Here is a 26,123-nt window from a genome sequence, read left to right on the forward strand (position 1 = left end):
CTAAATTCGTTTCCTTGAAAAACAAGGAATGCCTGCAACGACGTCGCAGGACAACGGGATATTTCTCTTACACCGAATCGATCTTGGTGATCTTGACGGCGCAATCTTTGTAACTGGGTTGACCGCTATGCGGATCGAAATGCGAGAGTGTCAATTGGTTAGTTGCTTCATAGTGCATCGGCATAAACGACTGTCCTGGCGACACCGTTGGTACCACCATGGCGTTCGCCACAGCTTCGCCACGCCGCGACTGGATTCGCACTTGGTCACCATTGACGACATCCAAATCGCCAGCATCTGTCGGGTGCAATTCGATGTAAGGTTGAATGGGATAGAGTTTCCGCAGCACGGGACTCTTACTCGTCCGCGTCTGCGTATGCCATTGGCTGACCGTCCCGCGGCCTGTCAGCAACCAAGTCGGATAGTTATCGCAAGGTGATTCAGGAGGTGGTGTAATCTCGTCTACAATCAATCGAGCGCGACCATCCGGATAGGGAAACTTCCCGTCTTCAAACAAACGACGTTGCTGCGGCGGGTCGACGTCATCGGCAGCGGCTGATTCAGACCAAGGCCATTGGATTCCTCCACAACGATCAATTTGCTCGTAGCCATCGATTCCAGTGATATCACACCATTTGTCACGGCTGAGCGATTGCATCAAGCTAAAGACTGCTTCGGGATCCGACCACTGAGCGAACATTTCTCCCACGCCCCAGTAGTGGGCGACAGCTTTAAAAATATTGAAATCCGAGAGAGCCTCGCCTGGGGCCTTGCGAACTTTTTTCAGCAAGCCGTAGCGGCGTTCACTATTGATAAACGTGCCGTCCTTTTCTCCCCAACCGGACGCTGGCAAAATCAGATCGGCATGGCGTGCCGTTTCCGTGGAATGATACATGTCTTGCACGACCAAGAAATCCAACTGATCCAGCAGTTCGCGAGCGTCACCCTGATTGATCCAAGAATGCGCAGGGTTGGTCGCAATCACCCACAACGCCTTGATCTCGCCTCGGCGAATCCCTTCCATGATCCGATCGTAGGCCCAGCCTTTATCGGCGGGAATGTTTTCGACTGGAATCGAAAGCGTCTCGGCAACTTTACTGCGATCTTCGGGCGACGCAAAATCGTGATGACCAATCAGATTGGTTGTGTTGCTCCACAGTCGTGACCCCATCGCATTGCACTGTCCCGTAATGCTATTGGCTCCCGTACCTGGGCGGCCCATGTTCCCGGTAATAAGCGCGAGGTTAATGATTGCCTGAGCAACTCGAGTGCCTTCGTAGCTCTGATTGACACCCATCGTCCACCATAGCGACACCGCACGACCACGACCGATAGAGTCAGCGACGGATATGATTTGTTCTGCAGAAACCCCCGATGATGCTGCGACGGTATCGAGTGAAAATCGCGAAACGTGCTCAGCAAGCTGATCGAATCCGCTGGTGCTGGCAGCTACATACGATTCGTCGACGTAGCCGCGCTGGATGACTTGGTCGGTGATCGCATAAAGCAGTGCCAAATCGCTCTTGGGAGTCAGCTGCATGTGCTGCGAAGCCGCCATCGCAGTTTCCGTACGGCGCGGGTCGATGACAATGATCTCGGGGTTGTTGGGATTGCGTAAAACTCGTTCCCACTGAATCGGGTGCGCGATGCAGGGATTCGCTCCGACAAACACCATCACGTCGCTTTGTTCGTAATCATCGTACGTGTACGGCGGAGCATCAAACCCGAACGATTCTTTGTAAGCAGTCACGGCGGTCGCCATGCACTGCCGTGTGTTGCCATCCCCGTGGATAAATCCCATGCCAAATTTGGCCAAGGCGCCCAGAAACGCCATTTCCTCGGACGGAATCTGACCGGTACTCAAAAACGCAACCGATCCCGCACCGTGCTGATCCATCGTGTGTTTGAATTTTTCGGTAAACTCCTTCAGTGCGTCGTCCCAAGAAACTGCATGAAATCCTCCATCAGGGTTTCGCTTCATCGGCGAAGTCGCACGGTCGTCGCTCTCCAAAATCCTCAAAGCTTCCCAGCCTTTGGGACAAGCCATTCCCAAGTTGACCGGATAGTTGGTTTCTGGCGTTAAACCGACGGCTTCCCCATCGCGAACGTGCAAGCGCAGACCGCAGCCGGTGCTGCAGTAACCGCACGTCGCGGTCGTCGTTGTGTCGGCAGCCATCGGCTCAGGCGTCATGCCCAAACCATGTTCTCCGGGGGACAGCAATAGTTCGCGAGTCATCTTTCCATCGCGAGCCTGCAGCAATTGCGGAAGCTGAAATTTCGACGCATCGCTCCGCTGAGTGAGCGACGTGGTGTCTGTAGACTTGGTTTCGGGAGTTGTCGTACTCATGCCGTCAATTCCTTGAATGCGAGAAATTTTTTCATCGGAACGTCCCCGGCATGCGGTCGTAGACGACACTGGTGAAGTACAGTAAGCGTTCGCCAAGTTCACCTGCAGATACAAGCACCGCGCCCACTGCGATCAGTGCACATCCAGTGGTCCCGGCAAACAGAGCGACCAATCCCCCAATTGCCAAAACCAGTCCACCGATCACGGCGGTGCCAGAGCGGGCTTGAACCAGTCGCCAGAGATCTTTTCTAACGAGCGTTTTAGACCGGGCATCGAAACGAGCGAACTCATCTTCATCGTCTGCCTCGGGTTCGCGTTGCACAAGAATGCGATGTTCGAACAACAGCTTGGCGGCCAAAAACATCGTTGCGGACAACGCGATTAGGAAAGCAACGGTCGTGTTGCCGCCAGCCGCGTAGACAGCTGCGGCGAACGCCATACCTGAAATGACCGTGGTCCCAATGAAGCGGATCAGTGTGCGACTGAACCGCCAAAGTTGACGGCGAGTCGCGATGTAAATCATCGCACTGCAGTACAGACCAGTGAGGCCTACGGGGATTGCTAATGCGAGCGTCACACTGCCTGCCCGAGCGGGAATCAAGTTCGTCACAGCCTCTGGAACCCAGTCGGCAAACATCGGCATCCAAAGCAGTGAGACGGCAACGCTTAGCAAACCAACGTATTTACCAAGCACGACGGCTTCGCGGCTAAGCCAGCTTGTACGCAGCCCCAAAAACACTCGCCAAGCTCGCAGTGGTTGCCCTAAGTGCAGCGACGCCAAATTCAAACCGACAATGCCGATTACCAAGGCCAACGTTGAGTTCCAGCGGACCACGGATGCATCGACCGAACCACCAGCAAGGTACAACACCGCGGAAAAGATCCTTTCGACTGCAATCATGCCCACGCTGACTTGGGTTGCGACCAGCATGACAGCCAGAGGCCAGTGACTCTCTGCGACTTCGTCGACGCCAGCATCTTGCGGAACCGAAGTGGCCGCATTCATTTCACGACCGACGTAGCGTGTAGTTGGCTTGGTAATCGTCGATACAGGGGCACCCGGCGCGATTCGATCGCCTTGGACAGGTTCTTGGATGCGTGGAACAGTGCGAATCGCAATGGCTTCGTTGGGGCACGACTGAACACAAGCAGGAGCCTCGCCAACGCTCAAACGCTGATGGCACATGTCGCATTTACGAACAATCCCCAAGCGATCACTGTACTGCGGAACTTCGTAGGGACACATCATCGTGCAATACTTACAACCGATGCACTGATCGTCCAAATGTCGCACAATCCCCGTCGCAGGGTCTTTCTCGTACGCTCGAACGGGACACCCATTCAGACAGCCCGGGTCTTCGCAGTGATGGCATGCGGTGGTGACATGCTGGATCATTGGCAAGATCGGTGCCGTTTCTGCCAACGCCTGTGGCACTGCCGAATTTGGGATGGTCGCTTCGCTGGATGGAACACCAATCGTGACTGTGCCGACCCGGCGCCACGACTCTTCTTCCTCCAAACCATTCATGGTGTGACAGGCCACAACGCAGGCTTTGCACCCACTGCATTTGTCCAAGTCAACTTCAAACGCAAACTGTTCTTCTGGCGACGGTGGCGAAGCCGGCAACAGATCGCGGTAGTATCGTTCTTGAGCCGGACCGTCGGGAGCAATTTTGCCGGTTTCATGCAGAGCACTGAATCGCTCCACCGCGGTCAACGACTGCTGGTCGTCGATCAAGGCAGAGATAAAATCCGGCCCTGCTGCGGTCTTTGTGGATGCGATCGACATGTTTTTTTCAAACTCTTGTTGTGCAAAGGGACTCTAAAACAGCAGCTTGGTGACGGAAGCGATTTTTCCATCGATATAACTTGGGATGGCCAAGCCCGATGAGAACGCTTTCCAGCCATCGCGATCAGCCATTAGTGTGTCCGAGTCGGACGAAGTCACCGCACCTCTGTGTTGGCAAACCAGTTCAAGCAATCCGGTCTCCGGCGACAGCGTGTGCCCAATGTCGAACTGAGATTCATCGGCAAACGGCTGATAAACGGCCGACTGCAATTCAAACTGATCACCACTTCGTCCCCACACTTCGCAGGCAGTTGCGACGGGAGCTTTGACCGATCCGATCAAGACCACGGTCGCGATAAAGTGGTCTGAGAAAACGGGAATGCCAATGGCCGTTTGCAACGAACCCGCCGAAGCTCCCGCTGCACGCAAAAAACCGGGGTGATTTGCTAAGTCGTCGTGGATCACACTTTGACCGGTTTCCCAAACCTGACCGGGCAGACCGTTGCCTTTTTCAAAACGCACAAACGAGCTAACGTTCTGAAATCTTTCCAATGGACCAAATGAACCCGCCGCCAGTTTCACCTCTTGGTAGGGTGCAACGGGTTCCCAAATCTCTGTGACGCCGACGACATCGCTAGGTTCACCAATTTGCATGGAAACCACTGAAAGCAAATCGCGAGAGTTGAACACCGGAAACAGCAATCTTTCGGTCTGTCCGTCGGTCGAAACAAGCTGCGGTGCGTTCAAGCGCACCACAGCAGCTAGCCCCGCGTCACCGGCGAAGCGATTCTGAATATCGACTGCGTCGTACACCACGACGTCGCTAAAATAGGTTTTGGTTCGAGTGGCAATCACTTAAGACACCGTCTCCTCGGTTAGCGTGGATTCGGATTCTGTTTTCATTGCTTCAAGCTTGGCAGCATCAGCTTTCAGCTTTTTGTGGTCTTGATCTTCTAAGAACTGGATCATCTCGCCACGCAATTCGTAGTACTCGGGATGCTCCAAGACGTCGGCGCGGACGCGAGGCCGATCAAACGGCATGTGAGAAACCATGCCAACTCGAGCGCGCGGGCCATTGGTCATGATCACGACACGGTCGCTCATAAACAGAGCTTCATCGACGTCGTGGGTAATCATCAGCGTGGTCACTTTGTCACGCATCAGAATTTCAAGCAGGATCTCTTGCAGTTCCATTCGCGTGAGCGAATCAAGCATGCCGAACGGTTCGTCCAGCAGCAACATCTTGGGTTTCAAAGCGAACGCGCGTGCGATGCCGACCCGCTGCTGCATGCCTTGGCTAAGATCCTTGGCCCGTTTATTCAGCGAACTGCCAAGGCCGACCAATGTCAGATAGTAGGCGGCGATGTCATGTCGCTGGGCGCGAGTACCATGTGAATAGACTTGGTTGACGCCCAGAAGTACATTGTCCAAAGCCGTCATCCATGGCATCAGACACGGCGACTGAAAAACAACCCCGCGATCAGGGCCAGGGCCGTCAATTTCACGATTGGCCACTACGACACCGCCGCTGGTGATCGGATTCAGACCAGCAACCATCGAAAGCACAGTGGACTTTCCGCAACCGGAGTGACCGAGCAAGCAAACGTATTCGCCCTTCGTCATGTTGAGATTAAAGTCTTCAACAATGACAGCGGGACCATTGGGTGTATCGTAGGTTTTTCCCAAACGATACATTTCGACGTAGCCAGCCATGGAGCTCAGTTTTGGATAGTGTTGGGGATGGTTCTCTCACACGATTGTTTAATTGAGAGCCGAAACTTACGTGCGTTACTTCGCTGCGGTCAAACTGGACACATGCGGCAATTTCATGGCGAGTGGTTCCAGATCCGGCAGTTCCACTTTGGGCGCGGTCGTTGTTGCGGCCTCGTCTTCGCGACTCTTTTGTCGCACAGCCACCAGATAATTGGTCACTGCATTGCGAAGTCCCTTGAATGCATCGCTATGATTCAGCTCCGATGATTTGCGAGGCCGATCCAATTCCACGGTGAACGCCGGTCCCAGTGATGCATTGGGGCCCGGATTGAGCGGCACAATTCGATCCGCCACCAAAATCGCCTCGTCGACGTCATTGGTGATCATCACGCACGTTTGGCGTTCTTCCTCCCAGATTTTCAGAATCTCTTCTTGCAGCACGCTGCGTGTCATCGCATCGAGTGCCGATAGCGGTTCATCCAGTAGCAGGACCTTGGGCTTCATCGCCAGAGTTCGGGCCAGCGAAACGCGTTGACGCATACCGCCAGATAATTCGTGGGGTCGTCGATGGGCTGCGTGAGTCAGCCCGACCATTTCGATAAACTTCTCCACATGATCGGCTCGTTCCCCGCGTCCCCATTTGCGAAAGACACTGTTGACCGACAACGCGATATTTCCTCGGACGGTCAGCCAAGGCAGCAGCGAGTAGTTCTGAAACACCAAACCACGTTCGGGGTTGGGCCCTGTGATTGTTTGACCGTCCATCGTCAGCGTGCCACTGTCGATGGTTTCCAAGCCCGCCAAAAGTTTCATGAACGTGCTCTTTCCGCTTCCTGAAAATCCGACGATCGCTAGAAACTCACCTTCACGAACGTTCAAGTTGATGTTCGTGAGGACTTCATTACGGGTCACACCACTACCAAATCCCTTGCAGACTTCTCGCATCTGAATGATCGGTTGCGGTGCGGAGGATTGCGAAACACGAATCTTTGTCTTTGGGTCGGTTAAAACGGCAGTAGACATGGCGGTGACCCTAGGGTGTAACGAAGCGAATAGAGGTTGTCGAAACTTGTGGCAGGCAATTAGGCCGGAGCGGTGTCTCCAAAACTGACCAGGTTGCGAAGGCAGATCATGATGCGATCAAACACCAACCCGATGGCGCCGATCACGATCACACTGAATGTGATGCGTGCGTAAGAAACCGACGAACCGTTCTGGTACGTATCCCAAACGAACTTTCCCAGACCCGGGTTTTGAGCCAGCATGTCGGCGGCGATTAAAACCATCCAACCAACCCCCAGACTGATGCGGAGCCCGGCGAACATCAGAGGCAGGGAAGCCGGCAAAATGATTTTGTAAAGCTGCTGTGCCCAGGAAAGTTTCAACACGCGAGCAACGTTCAGGTAGTCTTGGTTAACACTAGCGACGCCAAACGTGGTGTTCACCAGAGTGGGCCACAGCGAACATAGACTGACGGTTGCCGCTGAGGTCAAAAACGCTTTGCTGAACAACGCATCCTCAGGATCGGTCCCGGAATACGCCCAAATAATCACAACCGCAGCGATTGGCAACCAAGCCAGTGGACTAACGGGTTTGAAGACTTGAATGAAAGGAGTCATTGCCGCATTCACCCAGGGGCTCATCCCACACATCACACCGATAGGAATCGCGATCGCCGTTGCAATCAAGAATCCGAAAGCCACAGTGACTAGGCTATTGATGATCTGGTCGATAAACGTCGGCGCACTTGATGGCGTGTAGTTCGCTGCCAATACGGCTCGTTTTCGATTCTTCTGTGCTTCAGCGGCATACAAACTCTTCTTTTCTTCGGTCGCTTTGGCAGCCAGTTCATCGAACCCGCGAGCCATTGCCAAACTCTCTACCGCTTCGGTCAACTTCTCTTTTTTCGCATCACGATCAGCTTGGCGTTGGTCGGCGTGCATTTCAAAAAGCTCGATGCCGGCATTCCATGTGGCGGTTGGACTGGGCAATTGAGCGCTGTCGCTAACAATCGTTTTTGCGGCAGCGGACCAGAGGCCGATAAAAAGGGCGATCGCCAAAGCAGGCAGAAGGACAAATTTGGAAATTCCAACCAACTGTTCTTTAACGTCTTCGCCAGCGGCCAAACGGACGAACGGCTCCAGCACGGGCATGCCCGTTACTTTGCAAAACGTCAGTAGTTTTCCGCGCCAGTTCATAGAGTTTCTTGGGGAAAAGGTGTTTCATTCAGTGCAAAAAATAAATCCACGGCTGGGCCGGGCGCAGGTAACCGGACCGTGACGCCCGACCCGTAGCAGCCGCTTCACCTGGTGTGATTGGCCTGAGGCGGTCAGGCAAACCACGGGGTGCGAGGGCTCGCGTTCGACCGGCGCCGGGCTCAGGAAGCACCGGCGTATCGGTCCAGTTACTTCTCTTTGTTGCCGATTTCAAACCCATTGATGTAGGCAATGGGATCTTTAGCGTCGTACGTTTTCCCGTCGATAAAGTCGCTAGTCACTTCACGGTAACCGTCGTAGTCGTCGGCGGGGATTTCGTCCTCAGCCAACAACCCTTCATCAATCAACAACTTGGCTGCTTGCCGATAGATCTCTGGCTGGTAGACCTTTTTGGCTGTTTCGGAATACCATTCAGCAGGCTTGGACTCGGTGACTTGCCCCCATCGCCGCATCTGTGTCAGGAACCAAATGCAATCGCTGTAATGTGGAAAACTGGCGTTGTATTTGAAGAAAACATTGAAATCAGGCATCTCGCGGACGTCGGTCTTTTGGAAGACAAATGTGCCGGTCATCGAGTTGTCGATCACGTCCACATCGGCGCCGACGTAGTTGGGATTGCTCAGAATTTCGCAAGCTTCTTGACGATTGACCAAGACGCCTTTGTCGTCAGTCTCGTCCAACCACTTGCCTGCGCGGATGAGCGCTTTGACAACAGCGAGGTGAGTTTTCGGGTTCTTTTCGTTCCACTGCTTGGTGACGCCAAAGACTTTCTCTGGATTGTTTTTCCAAATGTCGTAGTTTGTCGTCACGGGCACACCGATGCCGGTCACAACCGCTTTTTGGTTCCACGGTTCGCCAACGCAGTAACCCAAAATGGTGCCCTGTTCCATGGTCGAAGGCATTTGCGGCGGCGGCGTCACCGACAGCAGAACGTCGGCGTCCTTGGTTCCGTCCAAGTTGCGATCGTCGTAAAAACCAGGATTGATTCCTGACGCCGCCAACCAATATCGAATCTCATAATTGTGCGTGCTGACGGGGAACACCATCCCCATATTGAAGTCTTTGCCGGCTTGTTTGTATTCGTCGACGATCGGCTTGAGCGACGCAGCCGTAATCGGATGCTCAGGTTTTTCGGCCTTCAACGCAGGGTCGTTTTCCTGCATTTTCTCCCAAATAGCATTGGAAACAGTGATCCCGTTACCGTTGTAGTCCAAGCTGTAAGCGGTGATCACATCGGCTTTGGTGCCAATCCCGATCGTGGCGCCAATCGGCTGCCCCGCCAGCATGTGTGCGCCATCGAGCGAGCGGTTGATGACGGCGTCCAGCAAGTCCTTCCAGTTGGACTGAGCGGCCAGTTCGACATTCAGCCCTTCGTCCTCGAAATAGCCCTTCTCTTTGGCGATCACGAGCGGAGCGCAGTCCGTTAGCTTAATAAATCCAAACTTCAGATCAGGTTTTTCCACGTCCAAACGAACTGTCTTGGAAGCGGATTCGCTATCGAGGCTCTTGGCTAATGAGTCCGTGTCAATTTCGACACTGGCAGCGGCTTTTTCGAGATCTTCCAGCGTGATGTCATCACTACTGCATCCGAGGGCAGTTGCAAACATTGCCACAAACGCGGCACCCAAGAGAAAGCGGAACTTTGCAAGAGTGTGCATCAAAACTTGTCACCTGAATAAGGTCGTGTGAGATAAGAAGGGAGAAAAATCACTTAGTCGACGCGCCTGATTTCGACGAATTGGCTGAACGCAATCCAAGTGCCAAGTTGTCACACTCTTTGCAAATAAATTCGCTAGGTATGCTGCTTTGCTCACTTGCCGATTGCGCGGGGCACGATTTCGCCTTTAGTCAACTTTTGTATTAAAAGAGAAACTTCACAGAACCGTCCGGTTTATTCCGCAGGTGCCTGGATCCCGTGCAGGCATCTGGATCCATTGCCCAAGTTTCTTGCGGGGGGTCCGGATTCAGTGGCCCCCGTCGCAGGCTGAGCCGGTTAAGCGGTAACGACCCTAACGATCATTCGATTCGACGCTTTTTTTAGTGCACAGCCCTCCGAACAGGCCGATGAATGGACCAGCCTCGGGATTGGTGTACCGGCACCAGAACGCGGCATTCCGTTGAAGGATTGACGGAAAGATGTGCGACGAACTTGGCGGGTTCACTACCAGATTCCCCTTCGCCTTCGACCCAACAACTTCGCCAACAAGTTGGCACTTCACTATCGAAAGGATTCGATTCATATGTCCGCCCTCATTACATTGAGACGTCGCGCCTTAGCCGCGGCAATCGTGGCAGCCTCTTTTAGTGGCTCCCACCTTTTCGCTGACCAACCCATCACGGAGTTGTCTGTTGGGCAGCTTCCAAGCGATACTTCTGTTCAACAAGTCGTGCTGCAGGAAGCCGTAGACGTCGCTGCGGAATCGGTTGCTGCCGAGGCAGGCATTCCCCAACCCATCAGCGATGCGACCCCAGTTGCGGTCGAAGCCGAAGCTGTTCAAGCGGCACCTGCACCGCCGCCAGCTTACTACCAGAACAATCCCGTCAACGCGGTGGTGACAGCGGCTCCATCATGTAATTGCTGTACCACCAAGTGCTGTACCAAGAAGAAAAAGGAAGCCGCGACCGCTGCGATGAAAGCGGCTTATGGTGGTCTTTTCTACGGCAATAACTTCAGCTACCTGAACGATCCTTGCTACGATGGCCCGTCGTTCTTGGGTGATTCGCTCAAGGGACTTGCTGGTGGCAAACTGGACATCGGCGGCGAAGCTCGCGTTCGCTACCACAGCGAAAACAACATCCGTGCTCGCGTTCCCGGACTTCGCGGTACAGGCCCCAGCGGCCTTGGGCTGACCAACAACGATGACGAGTTCTTTCTGACTCGTGTTCGTCTGTTTGCCAACTACCGCATGACTGACAACATTCGCGTTTACGGCGAATACTTGTACGCGGACTCCGGCGGTGAAGATTTTGGCAATCGTCCAATCGAAGAGAACCGTGGCGAAATCCAGAACCTGTTCATCGACGCCAAGTTGACGGACAACCTGACCGCACGCGTCGGACGCCAAGAATTGCTCTACGGATCACAGCGTCTGATCAGCCCATTGGACTGGGCCAATACACGCCGAACATTTGATGGTGCGCGTGGTCTGTACTCCAACGGCGACTTTAGCCTTGATGGTTTCTTCGTTCATCCGGTAAATCGAAATACAGCCACCGAATCCAAAATCGACGATGCTGACGAAAACCAAGACTTCTACGGCGTCTATGGTTCGCAGAAGGGCTTGGGAATCGGAAACGTCGATGCCTACTATCTTGGTTACGAAAACCAAACAGTGGACTTCAGCTATCACACCATCGGGTCCCGCGTTTATGGAAAGACCGATGGCGGTATGCTTTATGAAACCGAAGGTGGCTTTCAGTTTGGCGACAACGCCCCCGGCTTAGGCAGTCACTCAGCCAATTTCTTTACGGCCGGTTTAGGTCGTCAGCTCGAAATCGGTGACTGGAAACCAACGGTTTGGATGTGGTACGACACCGCATCTGGTGAGAAAGACTTCGCCGACGTAAATCGCGGTGACGACGGATTTGATCACTTGCAACCGTTGGCACACAAAGTCCTTGGATTCATGGACTTGTTCGGTCGCCGAAATATCCAAGACATCAACATGCAGTTCATTACTCCTGTGATGGGCCCGAAAGTCAAGCTGCTGTTGTGGTACCACTACCTGCGACTGAACGAGGCAACCACGCCTTACGACGTTGTCTTGCAGCCGTACAACACTAACACCGCTGCAGGCGACAAGGAGTTGGGTCACGAAATCGATGTGCTGTTCAATATCAACTTGAATCCGCGCAACAACGTGCTCTTGGGATACTCACACTTTGCAGCCGGTGACTACTACGACACCACCGCGGGCGTTCCCAACAACGACGCGGATTTCTTCTATGCTCAGTTCCAAACTCGTTTTTAAACCAAACGTGATTTGAATCGAAAACGTCGCGGCCCGGTTGCATTGCAATCGGGCCGTGTTTCATAGCGTTACGCCGCTTGGCTTCGTTGGCTCATGGCTTCACTAACGTTGATCGCTTGGTCGGCGCTTTGCATAAAGACCAAGGGAACGTTGCCATAGAAAGATGCCCAATGTGTGTAGGTGCTAGGCGGTCCGATCAACAGATCCGCCTGTGCAAAGCTGTACATGTCTTCGACGATGTGACCAGGGCCGTAGTGAACGTTCAGGCCATCGAAATCATTGGGATGAATCTTGGCGTTGCTGCAAACCAGGAACGCAACTCGCTGGGCCGGAAACTGAGCTTCGATGCTTCGCATCGCCGCAGCATACTGCGAAACAGGGTAGAAATATTTGCCACCCAAGTAAGTCGCGTAATCACCGTGGCGGATGTGAACTCCCACGACAATGTCGACGCCCTGTCGCGCTTTGGAAATGACTTGGTCGACGTTCTGCTGATGCGCTGGCTGAATCTGAAAATGCTCGCGAACAACAGCGGCGTGCTTGTGCAACAACGGCTCACTTCGAAAGAGCCAACCGTCCGCCAAGATCGTGCGACCGCTACGCAGCGAGTTGCCGAAACGGCCACCTTCCAGATCGCATGCCTCGGAACCTCGCAAACGAATCACTTCGTAGCGAGATTTCATCGCGCCGGTCACGCCCAACAACCGGCCGCCCAAGTACGCTGCCTGCGAGAGATAACGTCGGCGCCTTGCCGATGGCTGGGATGCGTCGGATTCAACGACGGGATAACGGCACCACAGATCACTGGCCGTGGAAGGGAAGAGGTGCGCGTATTCGGCAAAGCAAGGATTGGCGAGCGAAACACCGTATTCATGTGCTGCCGCAATGAAGTGCGCGTACAAAAACAGGCGGTTGCCTAGCTGTCCGTAGCTGCGTGCAATGATGATTTGCGAAGATGACATAAGGCTGTCCATAGCCAAACCGTGGAATTTCGCACGAGAGACAGGGGGTCTGAGAGTCGAGCGATCCCACAGAGTAGCGAAAGAGGGAGTCTGGAATCAAGATCGCCCCGAAAACCTGCCTTTTGTAGTCTCCCATGTCGTTGCGTTTGGCGGCCTGTCCAGGTGTGCCTGCCAGATGCTGTCAGCTCCAGTGATTGCCATCCGCTCCACGGAACCCCCTCGGCATGTTCCCGACAGAGACCTCATCTATAGTAAGCGGTTGTTGGCGATCAACCTGCCGAGGAAACAAGATGAAAACAATTAGCCCGATCGACGATAGCATTGTTTGGAAAGGGAGTGAAACCGATGCCGCCGATGTGCCGCAAATCATGCAGCGAGCGGATCAGGCGGGCCGGCTTTGGAGACGCGTCGGCGTTGAACGTCGGATCGAGATTGTCCAAAAGTACGCGTCTTATTTGACGGACAATCGCGATGAGATAACGCAACTGATCGTTCACGAAGTCGGCAAACTATCCTGGGATGCCGCGGGCGAAGTCAGCGCGTCGATCGCCAAAGCTGCTGTTTCAATTGAAGCGATGCAACAACGACGATTCGGCGCGGTCGTCGACCAGGGTCCGCCGCGACGAACCATTCGGTACCAACCTCTGGGAGTCGCCGTTGTGCTGGGACCGTTCAATTTCCCATTGCACTTGCCCGGCGGCCAAGTCATTCCCGCCTTGCTATCGGGAAATGCCGTGGTCATGAAACCAAGCGAACAGGCGACCGCCGTGGGTTTTTGGATGGCCAATGCGTGGCAAGCAGCCGGACTGCCAGAGGACGTTTTCAACTTGATTATTGGTCGCGTTGAGCCAGCCACCGCCGCAATCGATTCGCCGTTTACCAAGGGCGTCTTCCTCACTGGCGGCCAAGCTGCTGGACAAGCGATTCATCGCCAACTGGCCGGCCGGTACGACGTACTGCTGGCGCTGGAGTTGGGAGGCAACAATCCTATCGTTGTGATGGGGGACGTTGAAGCAAAAGCTACGTCGATGACGGTCAGTTTTTCTGCATTCATTTCCGCAGGACAACGTTGCACCTGTGCCCGGCGAGCCTACTTCGTGGCAGGCAAAGAAACGGATGATCAGATTTCCGAGCTTGTGTCCAGAACCGAAAGTCTCCGCGTGGGATTGCCTGGCGACCAGCCGCCCGCAGAAATTGGCCCCGTCATCTCAGCTGAAGCCGCACATTCGCTGCGCGAAACTTATGATCAATTGATCCGCCTAGGCTGCAAATCACTGGTCCCATGGAAAGATGATCCGCGTCGAAAGAACTTAGTGCATCCGATGATCTTGGACGCCAGCGAAGTGCCCGAGAGTGCAATGTCGCAGCTAGTAGCACTGGAATGGTTTGGACCGCTATTGGTGATTCATCGCGTCGAGACTTTTGACGACGCATTGGAGGCCGCCGCCGCAACGCCCTATGGTTTGTCAGCAGCTTTGCTGGGGGGCGACCAAAATCGATTCGATCGATTTGTAAACGAAGTCGGCGCGGGCGTTGTCAACTGGAACCGAGCGACGACTGGTGCTGCCGGCACGTTACCGTTTGGCGGATTGGGTCAAAGCGGAAACCACCGCCCAGCAGGATTTCACGCGATCGATTTTTGCAGCGACCCGGTTGCATCTATCGAGTCCGCAACGATCGACGAATCAGATCCTTGGAGTATGGCCCAATGACGCTAGTCGAAGCACAAATCGATCGGATCGTCGGCCCCACTCATCATTTCGGTGGGCTGGGGGTCGGGAACATCGCCTCCCAACAACACCAAGGACAAACCTCCAATCCTCGTGCTGCAGCACTGCAAGGCCTAGACAAAATGCGAACAGTCGCCAGTCTGGGAGTGCCACAAGTGATTTTGCCGCCACAGATTCGTCCTCCTATCGATCTCCTGCATGACCTTGGGTTCACCGGCTCGCTGACAGAAATTTTGCCGCAAGTTGCAAACGATGCCCCCGAGCTGCTTTCGGCGGTGATGAGCAGCTCCGCGATGTGGACAGCCAATGCCGCCACGGTGACCGCAAGCGTGGACTCAGCTCACGGTACCCCTACGATGACGGTCGCAAACTTGAGTAGCAGTTTGCACCGCGCGATCGAACCTCAGCAGACTCTTTGCGACTTACAGCGATTGTTTGCATCATTCGCAACGATCATCGCACCGCTGCCAGGCGGAGCGGCAATGCGAGATGAAGGGGCCGCCAATCATATGAGGCTTGGATCAGATTTGGAATCGCCGGGGATTCATATTTTTGTCTATGGCGACCAAGCTCCCTTGCCTCACAGGTTTTGGCCTCGGCAAACACTTGCTGCTTGCCAAGCCGTCGCCAGACAACATGGACTGCCGCCGGAAAACACCTTCTTTCTGAAACAGCACCCTGAAACAATCGACGCCGGCGCATTTCACAATGATGTGGTGGCAGCGAGTCATCACAACTTGTTTTTGCACCATGCATCGGCGTACTACCGCGCCGACGACACACTGGCACAGATCCAAAGACGTTTTGATGATCTGCATGCTGATGGCCTGCGCAGAATTGAAATTCCCGAATCGGAGCTGTCCCGGACTGATGCGATTAGCACCTATTTGTTTAACAGCCAAATCGTGAGCTCGTCGACTGACCAACGACCGACGCTGCTGTGTCCGATGCAAGTCGCAGAAAACTCATGCGCAGCCAGCATTGTGCAGCGTTGGATCGACGAGGGCTTGTTTGCGGATGCCAAGTTTCTTGAACTGCGACAGAGCATGTCCGGCGGCGGCGGTCCGGCCTGCCTGCGTCTCCGCGTACCGATGAAAACCCGCGAACTATCGGACTTGAAAACGAGCTGCCAGTGGTCCGCCAGTTTAGATCGCGCATTGCGGCAAGTGATCCAGGAAGACTACCCCGAATCACTTGACCGCGATGATCTAACAAATTGGCAGATCGCTGAAAAATGCTTGGCAGCCGCCCGACGAATCCAGGACCTACTTGCCCCGACCCGTTAGTCGTGCGGCCAGTCGAAATCATGCAGACAAAAATCCGAATGGTTCGCCTGGGTCGGTTGCAGCTAGACGGCGTTCGACGCTATCGACATCCAGGTCATCGGTAATGAAATCCTCCGTGTTTGCGAACAAAGTATCAGTGCCAGATTCTCCATCCAACATGGTACGATTTTTGACCACCGAACCAAAAACAAACACTTCGTCATTGCCGTTTCCTAAATCAACGATGGCGTCATCGCTGACGTAAGAACGATTCGCAAACAGATTGTCGTTGCCGTTTCCACCGTAGAAAAAGAGGTCGTTGCGAACCTGACTGCGTTCAAGTCGCAAATCATCATTTCCGCTTTCGCCGTAGACTTTCAGGTTCTCTTTGACCGTCGAGCGAGTCATGTCGAACACGTCATCACCGCCACCAAGTTTTGCGATGATGTGACCGCCAACGTAGGTTTGGTCAAGATAGACAACGTCATCGCCGCCGCCAAAATCGACTTGCAGCAAATCGTCGATCCGGCTGTAGTTTTGAAGATACACCTGACTGTCCCCGGAGCCACTATCGATCAACAGATCATCTTTCACGCGCGTGCTGTCCAACACAATCACATTGTCGTTGCCGGTCAGGTGAAGCTTCATGTCGTTTTCGATGATCAATCCCGTCATCGAAAGAAAGTTATTGGATCCGGAAACCGTCAACGTGACATTTTGAGGCGCTACGTTTAGAACCTCCTGTGCAAGGACTGTTCCGTCGAAGTCAAATACCCGGACAAGAACGGTGCCGTCGCTTTGAGCGTCGACAGCAATATCAGCATCGCTTTCGCTAAGTGTCAGCGCCAACGAGCTTCCCGAAAATCCAGCCAGCGAAGTTCCGAAGAAGCTTTGCATTGCGTCGCCCGATACGGGACTCATCGAATCCGAACCGGTCGATGAATCTACAATGACAACCGTTTCAGTTGATGAAAAACTGTCTAAATCAAATCCGCTGCCTTCGGAAATCGAAACCGAAAAATCTTCGCTCCCCGATTCCGTAAGCAAGTCGGCAACCGCCGTGATCGAAACCACGACCTCCGAGGCACCGGCAGGGAATGTCACCGTGCCCTCAAGCGAGTCGCCGACTTCGCTGAGCGAAATGTTCTCGGTCGTATTGATGGTCACGTCATCCAAGTCTGCTTGGCCGGTAACCGTCACGGGAACCGTTAGCTCTGAAGTCGTGGCTCCCGTCCGAGCAAACGTCAGTGTCATCGAATCGCCCTCGTTGACACTCTCAGTACTGCCGTCGACCGTCACGGTGGGTATCATCGGAATATCCTCGCCCTGAGCCAGATGATTTAGCACCATCAAGATGTCGGCGGGGCTTACTTCGGAATCGCCATTCGCATCGGGATAGACTTTGATCTCCGCTGCGCTCTCGCCTTGAGCGGCACCATTAATCCGAGCGCTCAGGTCATTGATGACGGCCAACGCGTCGCCTGGAGTGACACTGCCATCGGCGTTGACGTCGACCGGGTTGTCAACATTCATCAAATCGGCGGCCAGTAGCTGACGCGCGTCGAGCTTTTGAAACCGTAAACTTCGTGTGGCTTTGCGAGCTTTCCGCGAGGTTGGTTTGGTTTTAACGGGCAACAGTGTTCTCAAGGTGTTTCTCATAGCGTCAGTCCCTTTACTCATGGCATTTTTTGAAACCAATCCCCCCTGCGAAGACTGGAGCATTGGGTAGAGTACGGTGACCCGACCCCCACCGAAATAGTGGCCAAACATCCACCAGAGGGGGACAACACGCTGTTTAGCTCGGTGGATCGAGAATGCCACCGTAAAACTGCGGGCAGCGATCTTTGAAACGATCGATCACATGAGCATCCTTGGTGCGTTCGATCCGTTTGTTCCTCGCATTTGCGACGTCGACTTCCGCGTACAAGATGGTTTCCGAATCGTCATCGGACTTCGCTAAGATCGCGCCATCCGGGCCACAGATTGAACTGCACCCGCAAAAACCAAAACCGTTTTCCTCGCCGACTCGATTGGCCGCGACAAAAAACAGATGATTTTCCATGCTGCGTGCTGGCGGCACGACGGTAGCTGTGTGCGACGCTCCGTTGGGCCAATTGGTGCCAAGGGCAATGACGTCGGCGCCCGCCAGAGCAAGGACCCGCATCGGTTCGGGGAACGAACTGTCGTAGCAAATTGCCAGACCAACATTTGCCGTCCCGGTGGATAAAGTTCGGTAAGGAATATCACCGCGATCGACGAAGCGGTCGATTCCCAAGTGGGGAAGATGGATTTTTCGATAGTGTCCCACCACGCCCTGCGGCCCAATCATCGCAGCCGAATTGTAAAGCTTGTCTTGATTCTTTTCCAAGAACCCAAGTGTGACATGCAGATCGTACGTCGCTGCGGCAGCTGAAATTTGGTCGAATACGTCATCGTCCAGCGCAATCGCCTGGGCCAAACCGGCTTCACGCGAATCGTACGCATAGCCGCTGAGCATGCATTCGGGCATCACGACCAAATCGGCATTCGCATCGCCGGCTTGCTGGATTAGCTCGATCACACGCTTTAAATTGGCCTCAATGTCAGCAAAAACCACATCGGTCTGGACGCAGGCGATCAACATCGTAAAACCTTCTTTTGAGATAGTTCCGCAAATCGTTCTAGCAAAGACCGCGAATCGAATATGACTGACAAAAAATTTGACTACGACCTGTTCGTCATTGGCACCGGCCCCGGAGGCGAAGGCGCTGCCATGCAGGCCGCCAAGGGCGGAATGCGAGTAGGAGTAGCTGAAAGATACACTCAGATCGGCGGCGGTTGCACCCACTGGGGAACCATCCCTAGCAAAGCTCTGCGAAACACGATCACCGCCACAACCCGGGCTCTACGAAATCCTGTGTTTCGCGAAATGGGCATCAATGTCAGCCCCACCTTGGAGCAGCTCAAACGCGGCACCCAAACTATCATCGCACAACAGGTCAACATGCGGCAGTCGTTTTACGACCGCAACCAAGTGCCCGTGCATTTCGGTGACGCAAAATTTGTCGACCAGCACACCGTCACTGTCGGCACCGACTGCGACCCAATCCGTTCCAAGCACTTTGTGATTGCGACTGGTACGCGGCCCTACCACCCCGAGTTTGTTGATTTTGATCATCCGCGGATCTACGACAGCGACACGGTCCTGGATATGGAGAAGAAACCAGCCACGCTTTCGGTATACGGTGCAGGTGTGATCGGTACCGAATACGCCTCCATGTTTCGCAACTTGGGCGTCAAAGTAAACTTGGTCAACACGCGTGACAAACTTCTTGAATTCTTGGACGACGAAATCACCGATGCGCTGTCGTATTCGCTTCGTGAACAAGGCGTGATGATTCGGCACAACGAAACGGTCGACCGAATCGAAGGCCTCGACGACGGAGTTATCCTTCATCTTAAGAGCGGCAAGCAAGTCAAAACCGAAGCATTGCTGTGGGCCAATGGACGTAGCGGTAACACCGAAAACCTAGGCCTGGAAAATGTTGGCTTGGAACCCAATAGCCGCGGACAACTGGAAGTCGACGAACAATTCCAAACCAAAGTGACCAACATTTACGCTGTGGGCGACGTCATCGGCTATCCATCGCTGGCCAGCGCAGCCTACACCCAAGGTCGCGCAGCAGGCATGCACTTGCTGGGACAGCGTGATGGCAATTTGCGGATCCACGACATTCCGACCGGGATCTACACCAGCCCTGAAATCAGCTCGGTTGGCAAAACGGAACGTGAACTGACCGAAGCCTGTGTGCCCTACGAGATCGGACAGAGCCAATTCAAGAGTCTTGCCCGTGCTCAAATCACAGGCGAAACAACCGGGATGCTTAAGATCCTGTTCCATCGCGAAACGCTACAGATCCTGGGCGTGCATTGCTTTGGTGCCAACGCGTCGGAGATCGTCCACATCGGCCAAGCGATCATGCATCAACCCGAAGGCCAGAACACCTTGGAGTATTTCGTCGACACAACGTTCAACTACCCTACCATGGCCGAAGCCTACCGAGTCGCGGCGCTCAACGGATACAACCGCTTGTTCTAGCGTGAACAAGTCCATCAACTCGTTCCCGCTTGCTTAGCGGGAACGAGGAATGAAGTGCGTCCTACGAATCGATTTCGACTCGTTCGCCGCTTCCGTCGCGGCAATCCATTTCCAGGTGCTCGGGATACAACCCTTCGCTACCTAGAATCTGAACTGTCATACCGCCAGCGTCTTCCATCTCCATCACGCTGCGGCGTTTCTTGTTGTTCAAGTGAGCCGCGACTTCATCGTTGACCCGAACCGTAACACGTTCGATGTGCTTATTCTTGACCGCAAGCGCCAGTTTTCGCACGACTTCGATCGACATCGATTCGGCCGTTTTAACGAGCCCGCGACCTTCGCAACAAGGACAGTCTTGGTAGATGCTGCGTTTGAGACTCGGGCGAATCCGCTGGCGAGTCATTTCGATCAAACCAAACGGGCTGATGCGAAGAATCTTGGTCCGTGCACGATCATTTGCCATCGCATCACGAAGCGCTCGTTCGACCTTGCGACGATGACTCTCTTTTCGCATGTCGATAAAATCATTGACGATCACACCGCCCAAGTCACGCAGACGCAGCTGGCGAGCGATTTCTTTTGCGGCGGCCAAGTTCAGACGGAACGCGTTTTCTTCGGCTGAATTATCACCGCGGAAATTACCGCTATTCACATCGATCGCGACCAAGGCTTCGGTCGGGTCGATCACGATCGATCCACCGTCAGGAAGTTTGACCTGACGCTGATTGATTTTGATGATCTCCTCTTCCAACTTGTATTTGTGAAAGAGCGGTTCTGCGCCTTCATACAACTTCAATCGATCAACCACGCGTGGCATGACCATCTTTAAGAAGTCGCGAGCTTTGTCGAAGGATTCTTTTTCATCGATCAGAATATGATCGATCTCGTCCGAGAAAATATCTCGAATCGTACGAATGATCAGATCGCTTTCGGCATAAATTTCGCCGGGTTCGTCCGTCTCTTTGACTCGCTTGACAATTGCTTTCCAAAGCCGCAGTAGATAGTCCATATCCCGCTGCAGTTCTTGCTCTTTGCGTCCGGCACCGGCGGTACGAACGATAAAGCCAACCCCTTTAGGCGGATTGAGCGCGTTGAGACAACGCTTCAGACGCTTGCGATCGTCTTCATCTTCGATTTTGCGGCTGACTCCGACGCGTCCAAGCGCTGGCATCAAGACCAAGTAACGACCCGGGATCGAAATGTACGTGCTGAGCGTGGGACCTTTAGTGCCGATGCCTTCCTTGATCACTTGAACCAGGACTTCATCACCACGTTTAAAAATCTCCTGAATCGGAGGCTTCACACGAGGGCGACCGCCTTTGAAAACACGTTTACTACCGCGGCCTGATTCGCGTGCTCGCTTGGCGGCAGCTTCGGCCATCTCGTCTGATTCGCGCATGACCTCGGCCGGATCGTAACCGCCCTGACGAAAGTACTGCGGTTCGACATCACTAATATGCAGGAATCCATTTCGCCCCACGCCAAAGTCGACGAACGCCGCTTGGATACTGGGCTCTAAGTTGACGATCTTGCCACGATAGATATTTCCGGCGTATGCCTCGACACTTTTGCGTTCGACATACAGTTCGTCCAATCGATTGTTTTCAAGGATTGCAATCCGACTTTCTTCGGGTTGCAACACATTGATTAGCATTTCTCGTTTCATAAATTTCACCTCGGGGGTGTTGAGCGAGCTGGATGCTACGAGTAGTTCGCAGCATGGACGCACGCGTGATAATGTTCGGTAATGTGTTTTTGTCGGATCACGACGTTGGCTCACTTGGACACTGGCCAGGGAGAGCTGTCGCGATGATGGCTGGATCGCTACTTTCAAATTCTTTTTGCAACACGACTCGCGTGCGACTGATCACCGAGCCTTTTTCAATCCAGTCGCTGGCATCAATCAGATCAAGCACATCGCCAGGGCGCAGCGACGCAGACTGGCTGGCTGCGAGCGAAAGCCTTAACTCGTCGCCATGGATCTCGATCTTCGGTATCTGTGACGTATCGACCGTCACCGTTTTATTTTTGCGTTCGAAGGAGACGGAGTCCTTGGCTTTCAGCTGCTTAATGGCCAGTTGCGCGGCATCGACATCGACCGTGTCTGGAACCGTGATGATGTAGTCGGCGCGGCTCAGCTGTGCTTTCCCAAACCCCTCCGGCAACAACATGACACTCTTGATAGCCAAACCAGGCTGATTGTCGTCACACAAACGCTGAAACAATTCAGCCACGGGCATCCGTTCGGCCAATTCCAATTCAACCACTTCATCCAGTCCGTTTACGCCCAGTGCGAGCGCCGACGGAAAGCCGACTCGTGGCTTGGGGTGAAAACCTTCGGTCATCGAAAGTTTTAAGTTCGCACGACGAACAATGCGTTCCCACAATCGGGCTAGGTCGCGGTGACTGGTCCAACGCAACAAACCCGCTTTCGCAAAACGAACCCGGTACCGCTCCCTGATCACCGGAGTCGGTGCAGTTGTCGTGCTATCGGTCGTGTCGTTCGGGGTGGTCAAGGTTTTGAAATGGTTGAGTGATTCAAGCGACTACTTCACGATCAGTTCAGGAACGAGGTCACCAAGTCGATCCAACAGGTAAAGGTCGACATCGCGAGCGGCTTCAAGAGTCATCACCCGCTGGGCAATCTCTTTGCACTGCTGAATCGAAACACTGCGGATCGCTTTTTTAACGCGTGGTAACAACGATGGCGGCACGCTCAAGTGGCGAACCCCCAACCCCAACAGCAACAGTGCACGTCCCGGGTTGCTGCTCATTTCGCCGCACACCGAGATCGGTATTTCGTTCTTGTCTGCAACCGTGACGCTCTGTTTGATCAATCGCAACACAGCGGGGTCACTGGACTGATAGAGATCAGCGACGTATTCGTTGCTCCGGTCGACCGCCAACGTGTACTGAGCCAAATCGTTGGTGCCGATGCTCAGAAAGTCGACTTCGCGGACAAAGTGCTCCAACATCACCACGGCGGCGGGGACTTCGACCATCATGCCGACCGGGATGTCGCTGCGGTGCGCGATCCCAGAGTCCTTTAAATCCTCCGCGACCACATTGAGCAGCATTCTTGCCTGACGAAGTTCACCGATCGTCGTGATCAACGGAAACATCAATCGGATGTCACCGTGAACGGCTGCGCGAAGCACGGCGCGAAGCTGCGGCCGAAAGACATCCAAATTCCGAAGCGATAGCCGAATACTGCGCAGACCCAAGAAAGGATTGTGCTCGTGTTCGGCCAACGGACGGTGCCCCATTTTGTCGGCACCCAAGTCCAACGTACGAATCACGACCGGACGACCATTCATCTCACGGACGACTTGGCTGTAGGCTTCGTAATGATCTTCTTCGCTGGGTTCTTGCTGACTGGAGAGGTAAAGAAATTCGGTGCGGTACAGACCAATGCCGTCAGCGCCTCGCTCCAACGCGGCCGCCGTTTCGTACGGAAATTCGATGTTAGCACTTAGCCGAATCCGCGTGCCATCGACCGTTTCGGCTGGCAAGTCACGCAGCTCAGCCAAGCGTGCTGTAAGACTGCGACGCCGTTGCGCTCGCTGTTCGTAACTTTCAAGGGTTGCCTTGTCCGGGTCGATAATCACCTTGCCGCGATCACCATCGACAATCACCTGCGAAGCCGCGCCGATGCCATCCATGAAAGCACCGATGCCGACGACGGCAGGAATCTCCAACCCTTTGGCTACAATCGACGTGTGTCCGCCGGCGCCACCCGTTTCGGTACAGAACCCGCGAACGTAGCGGCGATCCAAATTAGCCGTCTCACTGGGCGTCAACACATGCGAGAGCACGATGACCGGTTCGCTCAGCTCAGAGAGCGGTTGCTTGGCCACAGCCCCCAGCTGCATCAGGAGTTGCTTTTCGATGTCCAAAACATCTTCGGCTCGGTCAGCCAAGACAGGATTGGACAACCGACGCAGGGCAGATGCGTAATGGTGCAAAACTCGAGTGACGGCATAAGGTGCCGACTGAAGCTGATCCTTGATTCGTCGGCGCAGTTCACTGTGCAGACGCGGATCATGCAGCATCTGTAGCTGCGCGGCAAAAATGTCGCCGGTCTCTTCGCCTGCGACGGCCGTGGTTTCGAGCCGGCTGGTTTCTAAATGAGCGGAGACAGCATCGACTGCTGTCCGCAGGCGCGCGTATTCACTCTCTGCGTCTTCCGCAGCAACGAGACAGCGTGGAATGCGATATCCATCCGCGTCCAGAACTAGTGCTGGACCGATCGCGACTCCAGGCGACACGGGAATGCCTTGCAGTTCGACCATAGTTGGCCGACGAATCGTGGTTCACGAGTCCACACAGCGAATCGCATCAGCAACGTATTGCCAACGAATTCACCGATCAGACGCGCTGTGATGCCGCCGCGATTGATTAATCAATCGACGGCCTGGCAACAAGCAACGTGATAGGCGATCCATCTAAGTTTGTATTTCTGTGGTGGTAGGGCAAACAGGAAGCCGTCATCGGCTAGCCACATACACTCGTCAGAATCGAATCGAGCCTACGAATCAGAAGCCGCTTCGGCACCCAATTCATTGGCTTCATCGAACCCTGCCTCAAACAGCTCTTCGATCGAATGCAACGCGGAATCCGCGTCATCACCTTCAGCTGAAATCAGCAGTTCGGTGCCTTGAGCAGCACCCAGCGTCAGCAATGACAAGATGCTTTTGCAGTCGACCAGTTCGCCGCCTTTGCCGATCATGATCGCCGATTCAAAGCGGCTGGCCAGACGGACCAGCGTATCAGCAGGTCGCGCATGCAGCCCCTGCGGATTTTTGACGACGACGGTACGAGTTAGCGGAGAATTATTCATCAGCCCGATGCGAATTGATTGTCGTCAGCTTCTTGTAACAATTGACTAATGTCCGGACCGGACTTGCTTTGCTTCAAGAATCGGCAGAACGTTTCGTCACGCAGTTGTCGTGAGATGTTTTCCAGCGCACGCAAGTGATCGCCGGGGCGCTCCGGTGGACTGATCAGCAGAAAGAAGAGCTGGACACGTTCGCCGTCCAACGAATCAAAATCGACGCCTTCTTCGCTGACGCCGACGGTTCCAACCAGCTTTTGGACACTGGGATGTTTGGTGTGCGGAACGGCCACGCCACGGCCGATGCCGGTGCTCCCCAGTTCTTCGCGTTTCATGATTGCAGCGACGATATCGTCGTGCTGATCAGCGTTAATTTCGCCTGCATCGAGCAAGCTTTGGACCAATTCACGAATGGCTTCGTCCTTGGTCTGTGCCTTCAATTCAGCTTTGATTGATTTGGCACTGATAAAATCGGAGAACTTCATTTTCGATACGATTCCTCTTGGATGACGTTGCTGCCGCCAACCCACCTACCGTTCAAACCATCTCAAGTGTGCCTGCGAAAAGATCGCTGCAGTGCACTGGGCTGATTGGATCGTCAACTTGCAAAGTTGAACTGTGGGGCTGGCCGTCAGTCATCCGACAAAACGTCATGATCAACGACCAGCAGCGACAATTTCATTGCCGAAACGATTTACTCTTCGTTGTCCGCAACCGGGGTGTCGATGTGTTTATGTGCAGTGGCCCGATGGCCGGTTTTCTTCTCTTTAAGTCGGCGAAGCTGCTGTTCAATTTTGGGGATGACCGTATCAAGGGCGGCAATCACATTTGAACCCTCTGCCGTTGCTACGCAATCGTCAGAGTGCTCCACCGAAACTTGGATTTCCACAGACGGTTTTTCCAGGTGTTTCAGATCCACAGTGACTTCGATGGCGTTGACCCGATCATATAGGCGCCGCAACTTGGTTGCCTTTTCTTCGATCAGACCTTGGTCTCCAGGCTGAAGGCTGCCGTGACGCGCTGAAACATTTACCTGCATGTGAGCTTTCTCCGTCGCTGTATGGTTATCGTCGAATTCGAGATACGAGTTTGAATCATCGCGGCCCTTGTGGGAACCGTTAGCCGTTTATCAAACCTGCTATCCGACTATGGAACAGCATACGCGAGATAGCTCGGTGCGAACAGCGATCCTTTTGCAGCATTTGGCAGGGAAAATGC

The 26,123-nt window shown here is 54.1% G+C and carries 20 protein-coding genes; 4 read left to right on the forward strand and 16 right to left on the reverse strand.

Annotated features, from left to right (window positions below; all coding sequences use genetic code 11):
• Positions 1-67: 67 nt before the first annotated feature.
• The 7 genes from K239x_RS25335 to K239x_RS25365 form a co-directional block, all read right to left on the reverse strand.
• The gene (locus K239x_RS25335; RefSeq protein ID WP_145421092.1) at positions 68-2,347 is read right to left on the reverse strand and encodes a molybdopterin oxidoreductase family protein; all 2,280 of its coding nucleotides are present in this window, start codon (positions 2,345-2,347) and stop codon (positions 68-70) included.
• Between the two features lie 31 nt (positions 2,348-2,378).
• Positions 2,379-4,136 carry a DmsC/YnfH family molybdoenzyme membrane anchor subunit gene (locus K239x_RS25340; RefSeq protein WP_145421093.1) on the reverse strand — a complete coding sequence of 586 codons (1,758 nt, stop codon included), beginning with the start codon at positions 4,134-4,136 and terminating at the stop codon, positions 2,379-2,381.
• A 33-nt stretch (positions 4,137-4,169) separates the two neighbouring features.
• Positions 4,170-4,991: a GAF domain-containing protein gene (locus tag K239x_RS25345; protein WP_145421094.1), complete on the reverse strand. Its 822-nt coding sequence runs from the start codon at positions 4,989-4,991 to the stop codon at positions 4,170-4,172.
• Positions 4,992-5,849 (reverse strand): ABC transporter ATP-binding protein, encoded by an 858-nt coding sequence (locus tag K239x_RS25350; protein ID WP_145421095.1) that lies wholly within the window; start codon positions 5,847-5,849, stop codon positions 4,992-4,994.
• A 75-nt stretch (positions 5,850-5,924) separates the two neighbouring features.
• A complete protein-coding gene (locus tag K239x_RS25355; protein WP_145421096.1) occupies positions 5,925-6,872 on the reverse strand; it encodes an ABC transporter ATP-binding protein in 948 nt (315 codons plus the stop codon).
• A gap of 59 nt (positions 6,873-6,931) precedes the next feature.
• Positions 6,932-8,047 carry an ABC transporter permease gene (locus tag K239x_RS25360; protein WP_145421097.1) on the reverse strand — a complete coding sequence of 372 codons (1,116 nt, stop codon included), beginning with the start codon at positions 8,045-8,047 and terminating at the stop codon, positions 6,932-6,934.
• A gap of 206 nt (positions 8,048-8,253) precedes the next feature.
• Entirely contained in the window at positions 8,254-9,723 is a 1,470-nt protein-coding gene (locus K239x_RS25365) for a CmpA/NrtA family ABC transporter substrate-binding protein (RefSeq protein WP_145421098.1), read from the reverse strand.
• Positions 9,724-10,353: 630 nt separating this feature from the next.
• Here K239x_RS25365 and K239x_RS25370 point away from each other — a divergent pair.
• On the forward strand, positions 10,354-12,036 hold the full coding sequence (locus tag K239x_RS25370) for an alginate export family protein (protein ID WP_419189383.1): 1,683 nt from the start codon (positions 10,354-10,356) through the stop codon (positions 12,034-12,036).
• A gap of 68 nt (positions 12,037-12,104) precedes the next feature.
• Here K239x_RS25370 and K239x_RS25375 read toward each other — a convergent pair whose 3' ends face one another.
• A complete protein-coding gene (locus K239x_RS25375; protein WP_145421100.1) occupies positions 12,105-12,998 on the reverse strand; it encodes an O-fucosyltransferase family protein in 894 nt (297 codons plus the stop codon).
• Positions 12,999-13,288: 290 nt separating this feature from the next.
• Between K239x_RS25375 and K239x_RS25380 the strand changes: the two genes are divergently transcribed.
• On the forward strand, positions 13,289-14,710 hold the full coding sequence (locus K239x_RS25380) for an aldehyde dehydrogenase family protein (RefSeq protein ID WP_419189384.1): 1,422 nt from the start codon (positions 13,289-13,291) through the stop codon (positions 14,708-14,710).
• Entirely contained in the window at positions 14,707-16,014 is a 1,308-nt protein-coding gene (locus K239x_RS25385) for an N-succinylarginine dihydrolase (protein WP_145421102.1), read from the forward strand. The genes K239x_RS25380 and K239x_RS25385 overlap by 4 nt, the downstream gene beginning before the upstream one ends.
• 18 nt (positions 16,015-16,032) lie before the next feature.
• Here K239x_RS25385 and K239x_RS25390 read toward each other — a convergent pair whose 3' ends face one another.
• Both K239x_RS25390 and K239x_RS25395 read right to left on the reverse strand, forming a co-directional pair.
• Positions 16,033-17,652 carry a dockerin type I domain-containing protein gene (locus K239x_RS25390; protein ID WP_145421103.1) on the reverse strand — a complete coding sequence of 540 codons (1,620 nt, stop codon included), beginning with the start codon at positions 17,650-17,652 and terminating at the stop codon, positions 16,033-16,035.
• A 136-nt stretch (positions 17,653-17,788) separates the two neighbouring features.
• Positions 17,789-18,616 carry a carbon-nitrogen hydrolase family protein gene (locus tag K239x_RS25395; RefSeq protein ID WP_145421104.1) on the reverse strand — a complete coding sequence of 276 codons (828 nt, stop codon included), beginning with the start codon at positions 18,614-18,616 and terminating at the stop codon, positions 17,789-17,791.
• 60 nt (positions 18,617-18,676) lie between these two features.
• Between K239x_RS25395 and sthA the strand changes: the two genes are divergently transcribed.
• Positions 18,677-20,071, forward strand: a complete 1,395-nt coding sequence (sthA, locus tag K239x_RS25400) for a Si-specific NAD(P)(+) transhydrogenase (protein WP_145421105.1) — start codon at positions 18,677-18,679, stop codon at positions 20,069-20,071.
• Between the two features lie 61 nt (positions 20,072-20,132).
• Here sthA and K239x_RS25405 read toward each other — a convergent pair whose 3' ends face one another.
• The 6 genes from K239x_RS25405 to hpf all read right to left on the reverse strand — a co-directional run bounded on the left by K239x_RS25405 (position 20,133) and on the right by hpf (position 25,944).
• The gene (locus K239x_RS25405; RefSeq protein WP_145421106.1) at positions 20,133-21,737 is read right to left on the reverse strand and encodes an Rne/Rng family ribonuclease; all 1,605 of its coding nucleotides are present in this window, start codon (positions 21,735-21,737) and stop codon (positions 20,133-20,135) included.
• A 97-nt stretch (positions 21,738-21,834) separates the two neighbouring features.
• Positions 21,835-22,587 (reverse strand): TIGR03936 family radical SAM-associated protein, encoded by a 753-nt coding sequence (locus K239x_RS25410; RefSeq protein ID WP_419189385.1) that lies wholly within the window; start codon positions 22,585-22,587, stop codon positions 21,835-21,837.
• 30 nt (positions 22,588-22,617) lie between these two features.
• Entirely contained in the window at positions 22,618-24,363 is a 1,746-nt protein-coding gene (gene ptsP, locus K239x_RS25415; RefSeq protein ID WP_145421107.1) for a phosphoenolpyruvate--protein phosphotransferase, read from the reverse strand.
• Positions 24,364-24,599: 236 nt separating this feature from the next.
• Positions 24,600-24,911 (reverse strand): HPr family phosphocarrier protein, encoded by a 312-nt coding sequence (locus K239x_RS25420; RefSeq protein WP_145421108.1) that lies wholly within the window; start codon positions 24,909-24,911, stop codon positions 24,600-24,602.
• Positions 24,911-25,390 carry a PTS sugar transporter subunit IIA gene (locus tag K239x_RS25425; protein WP_145421109.1) on the reverse strand — a complete coding sequence of 160 codons (480 nt, stop codon included), beginning with the start codon at positions 25,388-25,390 and terminating at the stop codon, positions 24,911-24,913. The genes K239x_RS25420 and K239x_RS25425 overlap by 1 nt, the downstream gene beginning before the upstream one ends.
• 209 nt (positions 25,391-25,599) lie before the next feature.
• A complete protein-coding gene (gene hpf / locus K239x_RS25430; protein ID WP_145421110.1) occupies positions 25,600-25,944 on the reverse strand; it encodes a ribosome hibernation-promoting factor, HPF/YfiA family in 345 nt (114 codons plus the stop codon).
• Positions 25,945-26,123: the final 179 nt, after the last annotated feature.

Origin of the sequence: Stieleria marina (assembly GCA_007741555.1) — a bacterium.
GTDB lineage: Bacteria > Planctomycetota > Planctomycetia > Pirellulales > Pirellulaceae > K23-9.

Excerpts from the sequence above, each read along its gene's own strand:
- K239x_RS25335 (WP_145421092.1), bottom strand. The coding sequence starts at position 2,347 with ATGAGTACGACAACTCCCGAAACCAAGTCTACAGACACCACGTCGCTC.
- K239x_RS25340 (WP_145421093.1), bottom strand. The coding sequence starts at position 4,136 with ATGTCGATCGCATCCACAAAGACCGCAGCAGGGCCGGATTTTATCTCT.
- K239x_RS25350 (WP_145421095.1), bottom strand. The coding sequence starts at position 5,849 with ATGGCTGGCTACGTCGAAATGTATCGTTTGGGAAAAACCTACGATACA.
- K239x_RS25355 (WP_145421096.1), bottom strand. The coding sequence starts at position 6,872 with ATGTCTACTGCCGTTTTAACCGACCCAAAGACAAAGATTCGTGTTTCG.
- K239x_RS25360 (WP_145421097.1), bottom strand. The coding sequence starts at position 8,047 with ATGAACTGGCGCGGAAAACTACTGACGTTTTGCAAAGTAACGGGCATG.
- K239x_RS25365 (WP_145421098.1), bottom strand. The coding sequence starts at position 9,723 with ATGCACACTCTTGCAAAGTTCCGCTTTCTCTTGGGTGCCGCGTTTGTG.
- K239x_RS25375 (WP_145421100.1), bottom strand. The coding sequence starts at position 12,998 with ATGTCATCTTCGCAAATCATCATTGCACGCAGCTACGGACAGCTAGGC.
- K239x_RS25380 (WP_419189384.1), top strand. The coding sequence starts at position 13,289 with ATGAAAACAATTAGCCCGATCGACGATAGCATTGTTTGGAAAGGGAGT.
- K239x_RS25385 (WP_145421102.1), top strand. The coding sequence starts at position 14,707 with ATGACGCTAGTCGAAGCACAAATCGATCGGATCGTCGGCCCCACTCAT.
- K239x_RS25390 (WP_145421103.1), bottom strand. The coding sequence starts at position 17,652 with ATGAGAAACACCTTGAGAACACTGTTGCCCGTTAAAACCAAACCAACC.
- K239x_RS25395 (WP_145421104.1), bottom strand. The coding sequence starts at position 18,616 with ATGTTGATCGCCTGCGTCCAGACCGATGTGGTTTTTGCTGACATTGAG.
- sthA (WP_145421105.1), top strand. The coding sequence starts at position 18,677 with ATGACTGACAAAAAATTTGACTACGACCTGTTCGTCATTGGCACCGGC.
- K239x_RS25405 (WP_145421106.1), bottom strand. The coding sequence starts at position 21,737 with ATGAAACGAGAAATGCTAATCAATGTGTTGCAACCCGAAGAAAGTCGG.
- ptsP (WP_145421107.1), bottom strand. The coding sequence starts at position 24,363 with ATGGTCGAACTGCAAGGCATTCCCGTGTCGCCTGGAGTCGCGATCGGT.
- K239x_RS25420 (WP_145421108.1), bottom strand. The coding sequence starts at position 24,911 with ATGAATAATTCTCCGCTAACTCGTACCGTCGTCGTCAAAAATCCGCAG.
- K239x_RS25425 (WP_145421109.1), bottom strand. The coding sequence starts at position 25,390 with ATGAAGTTCTCCGATTTTATCAGTGCCAAATCAATCAAAGCTGAATTG.
- hpf (WP_145421110.1), bottom strand. The coding sequence starts at position 25,944 with ATGCAGGTAAATGTTTCAGCGCGTCACGGCAGCCTTCAGCCTGGAGAC.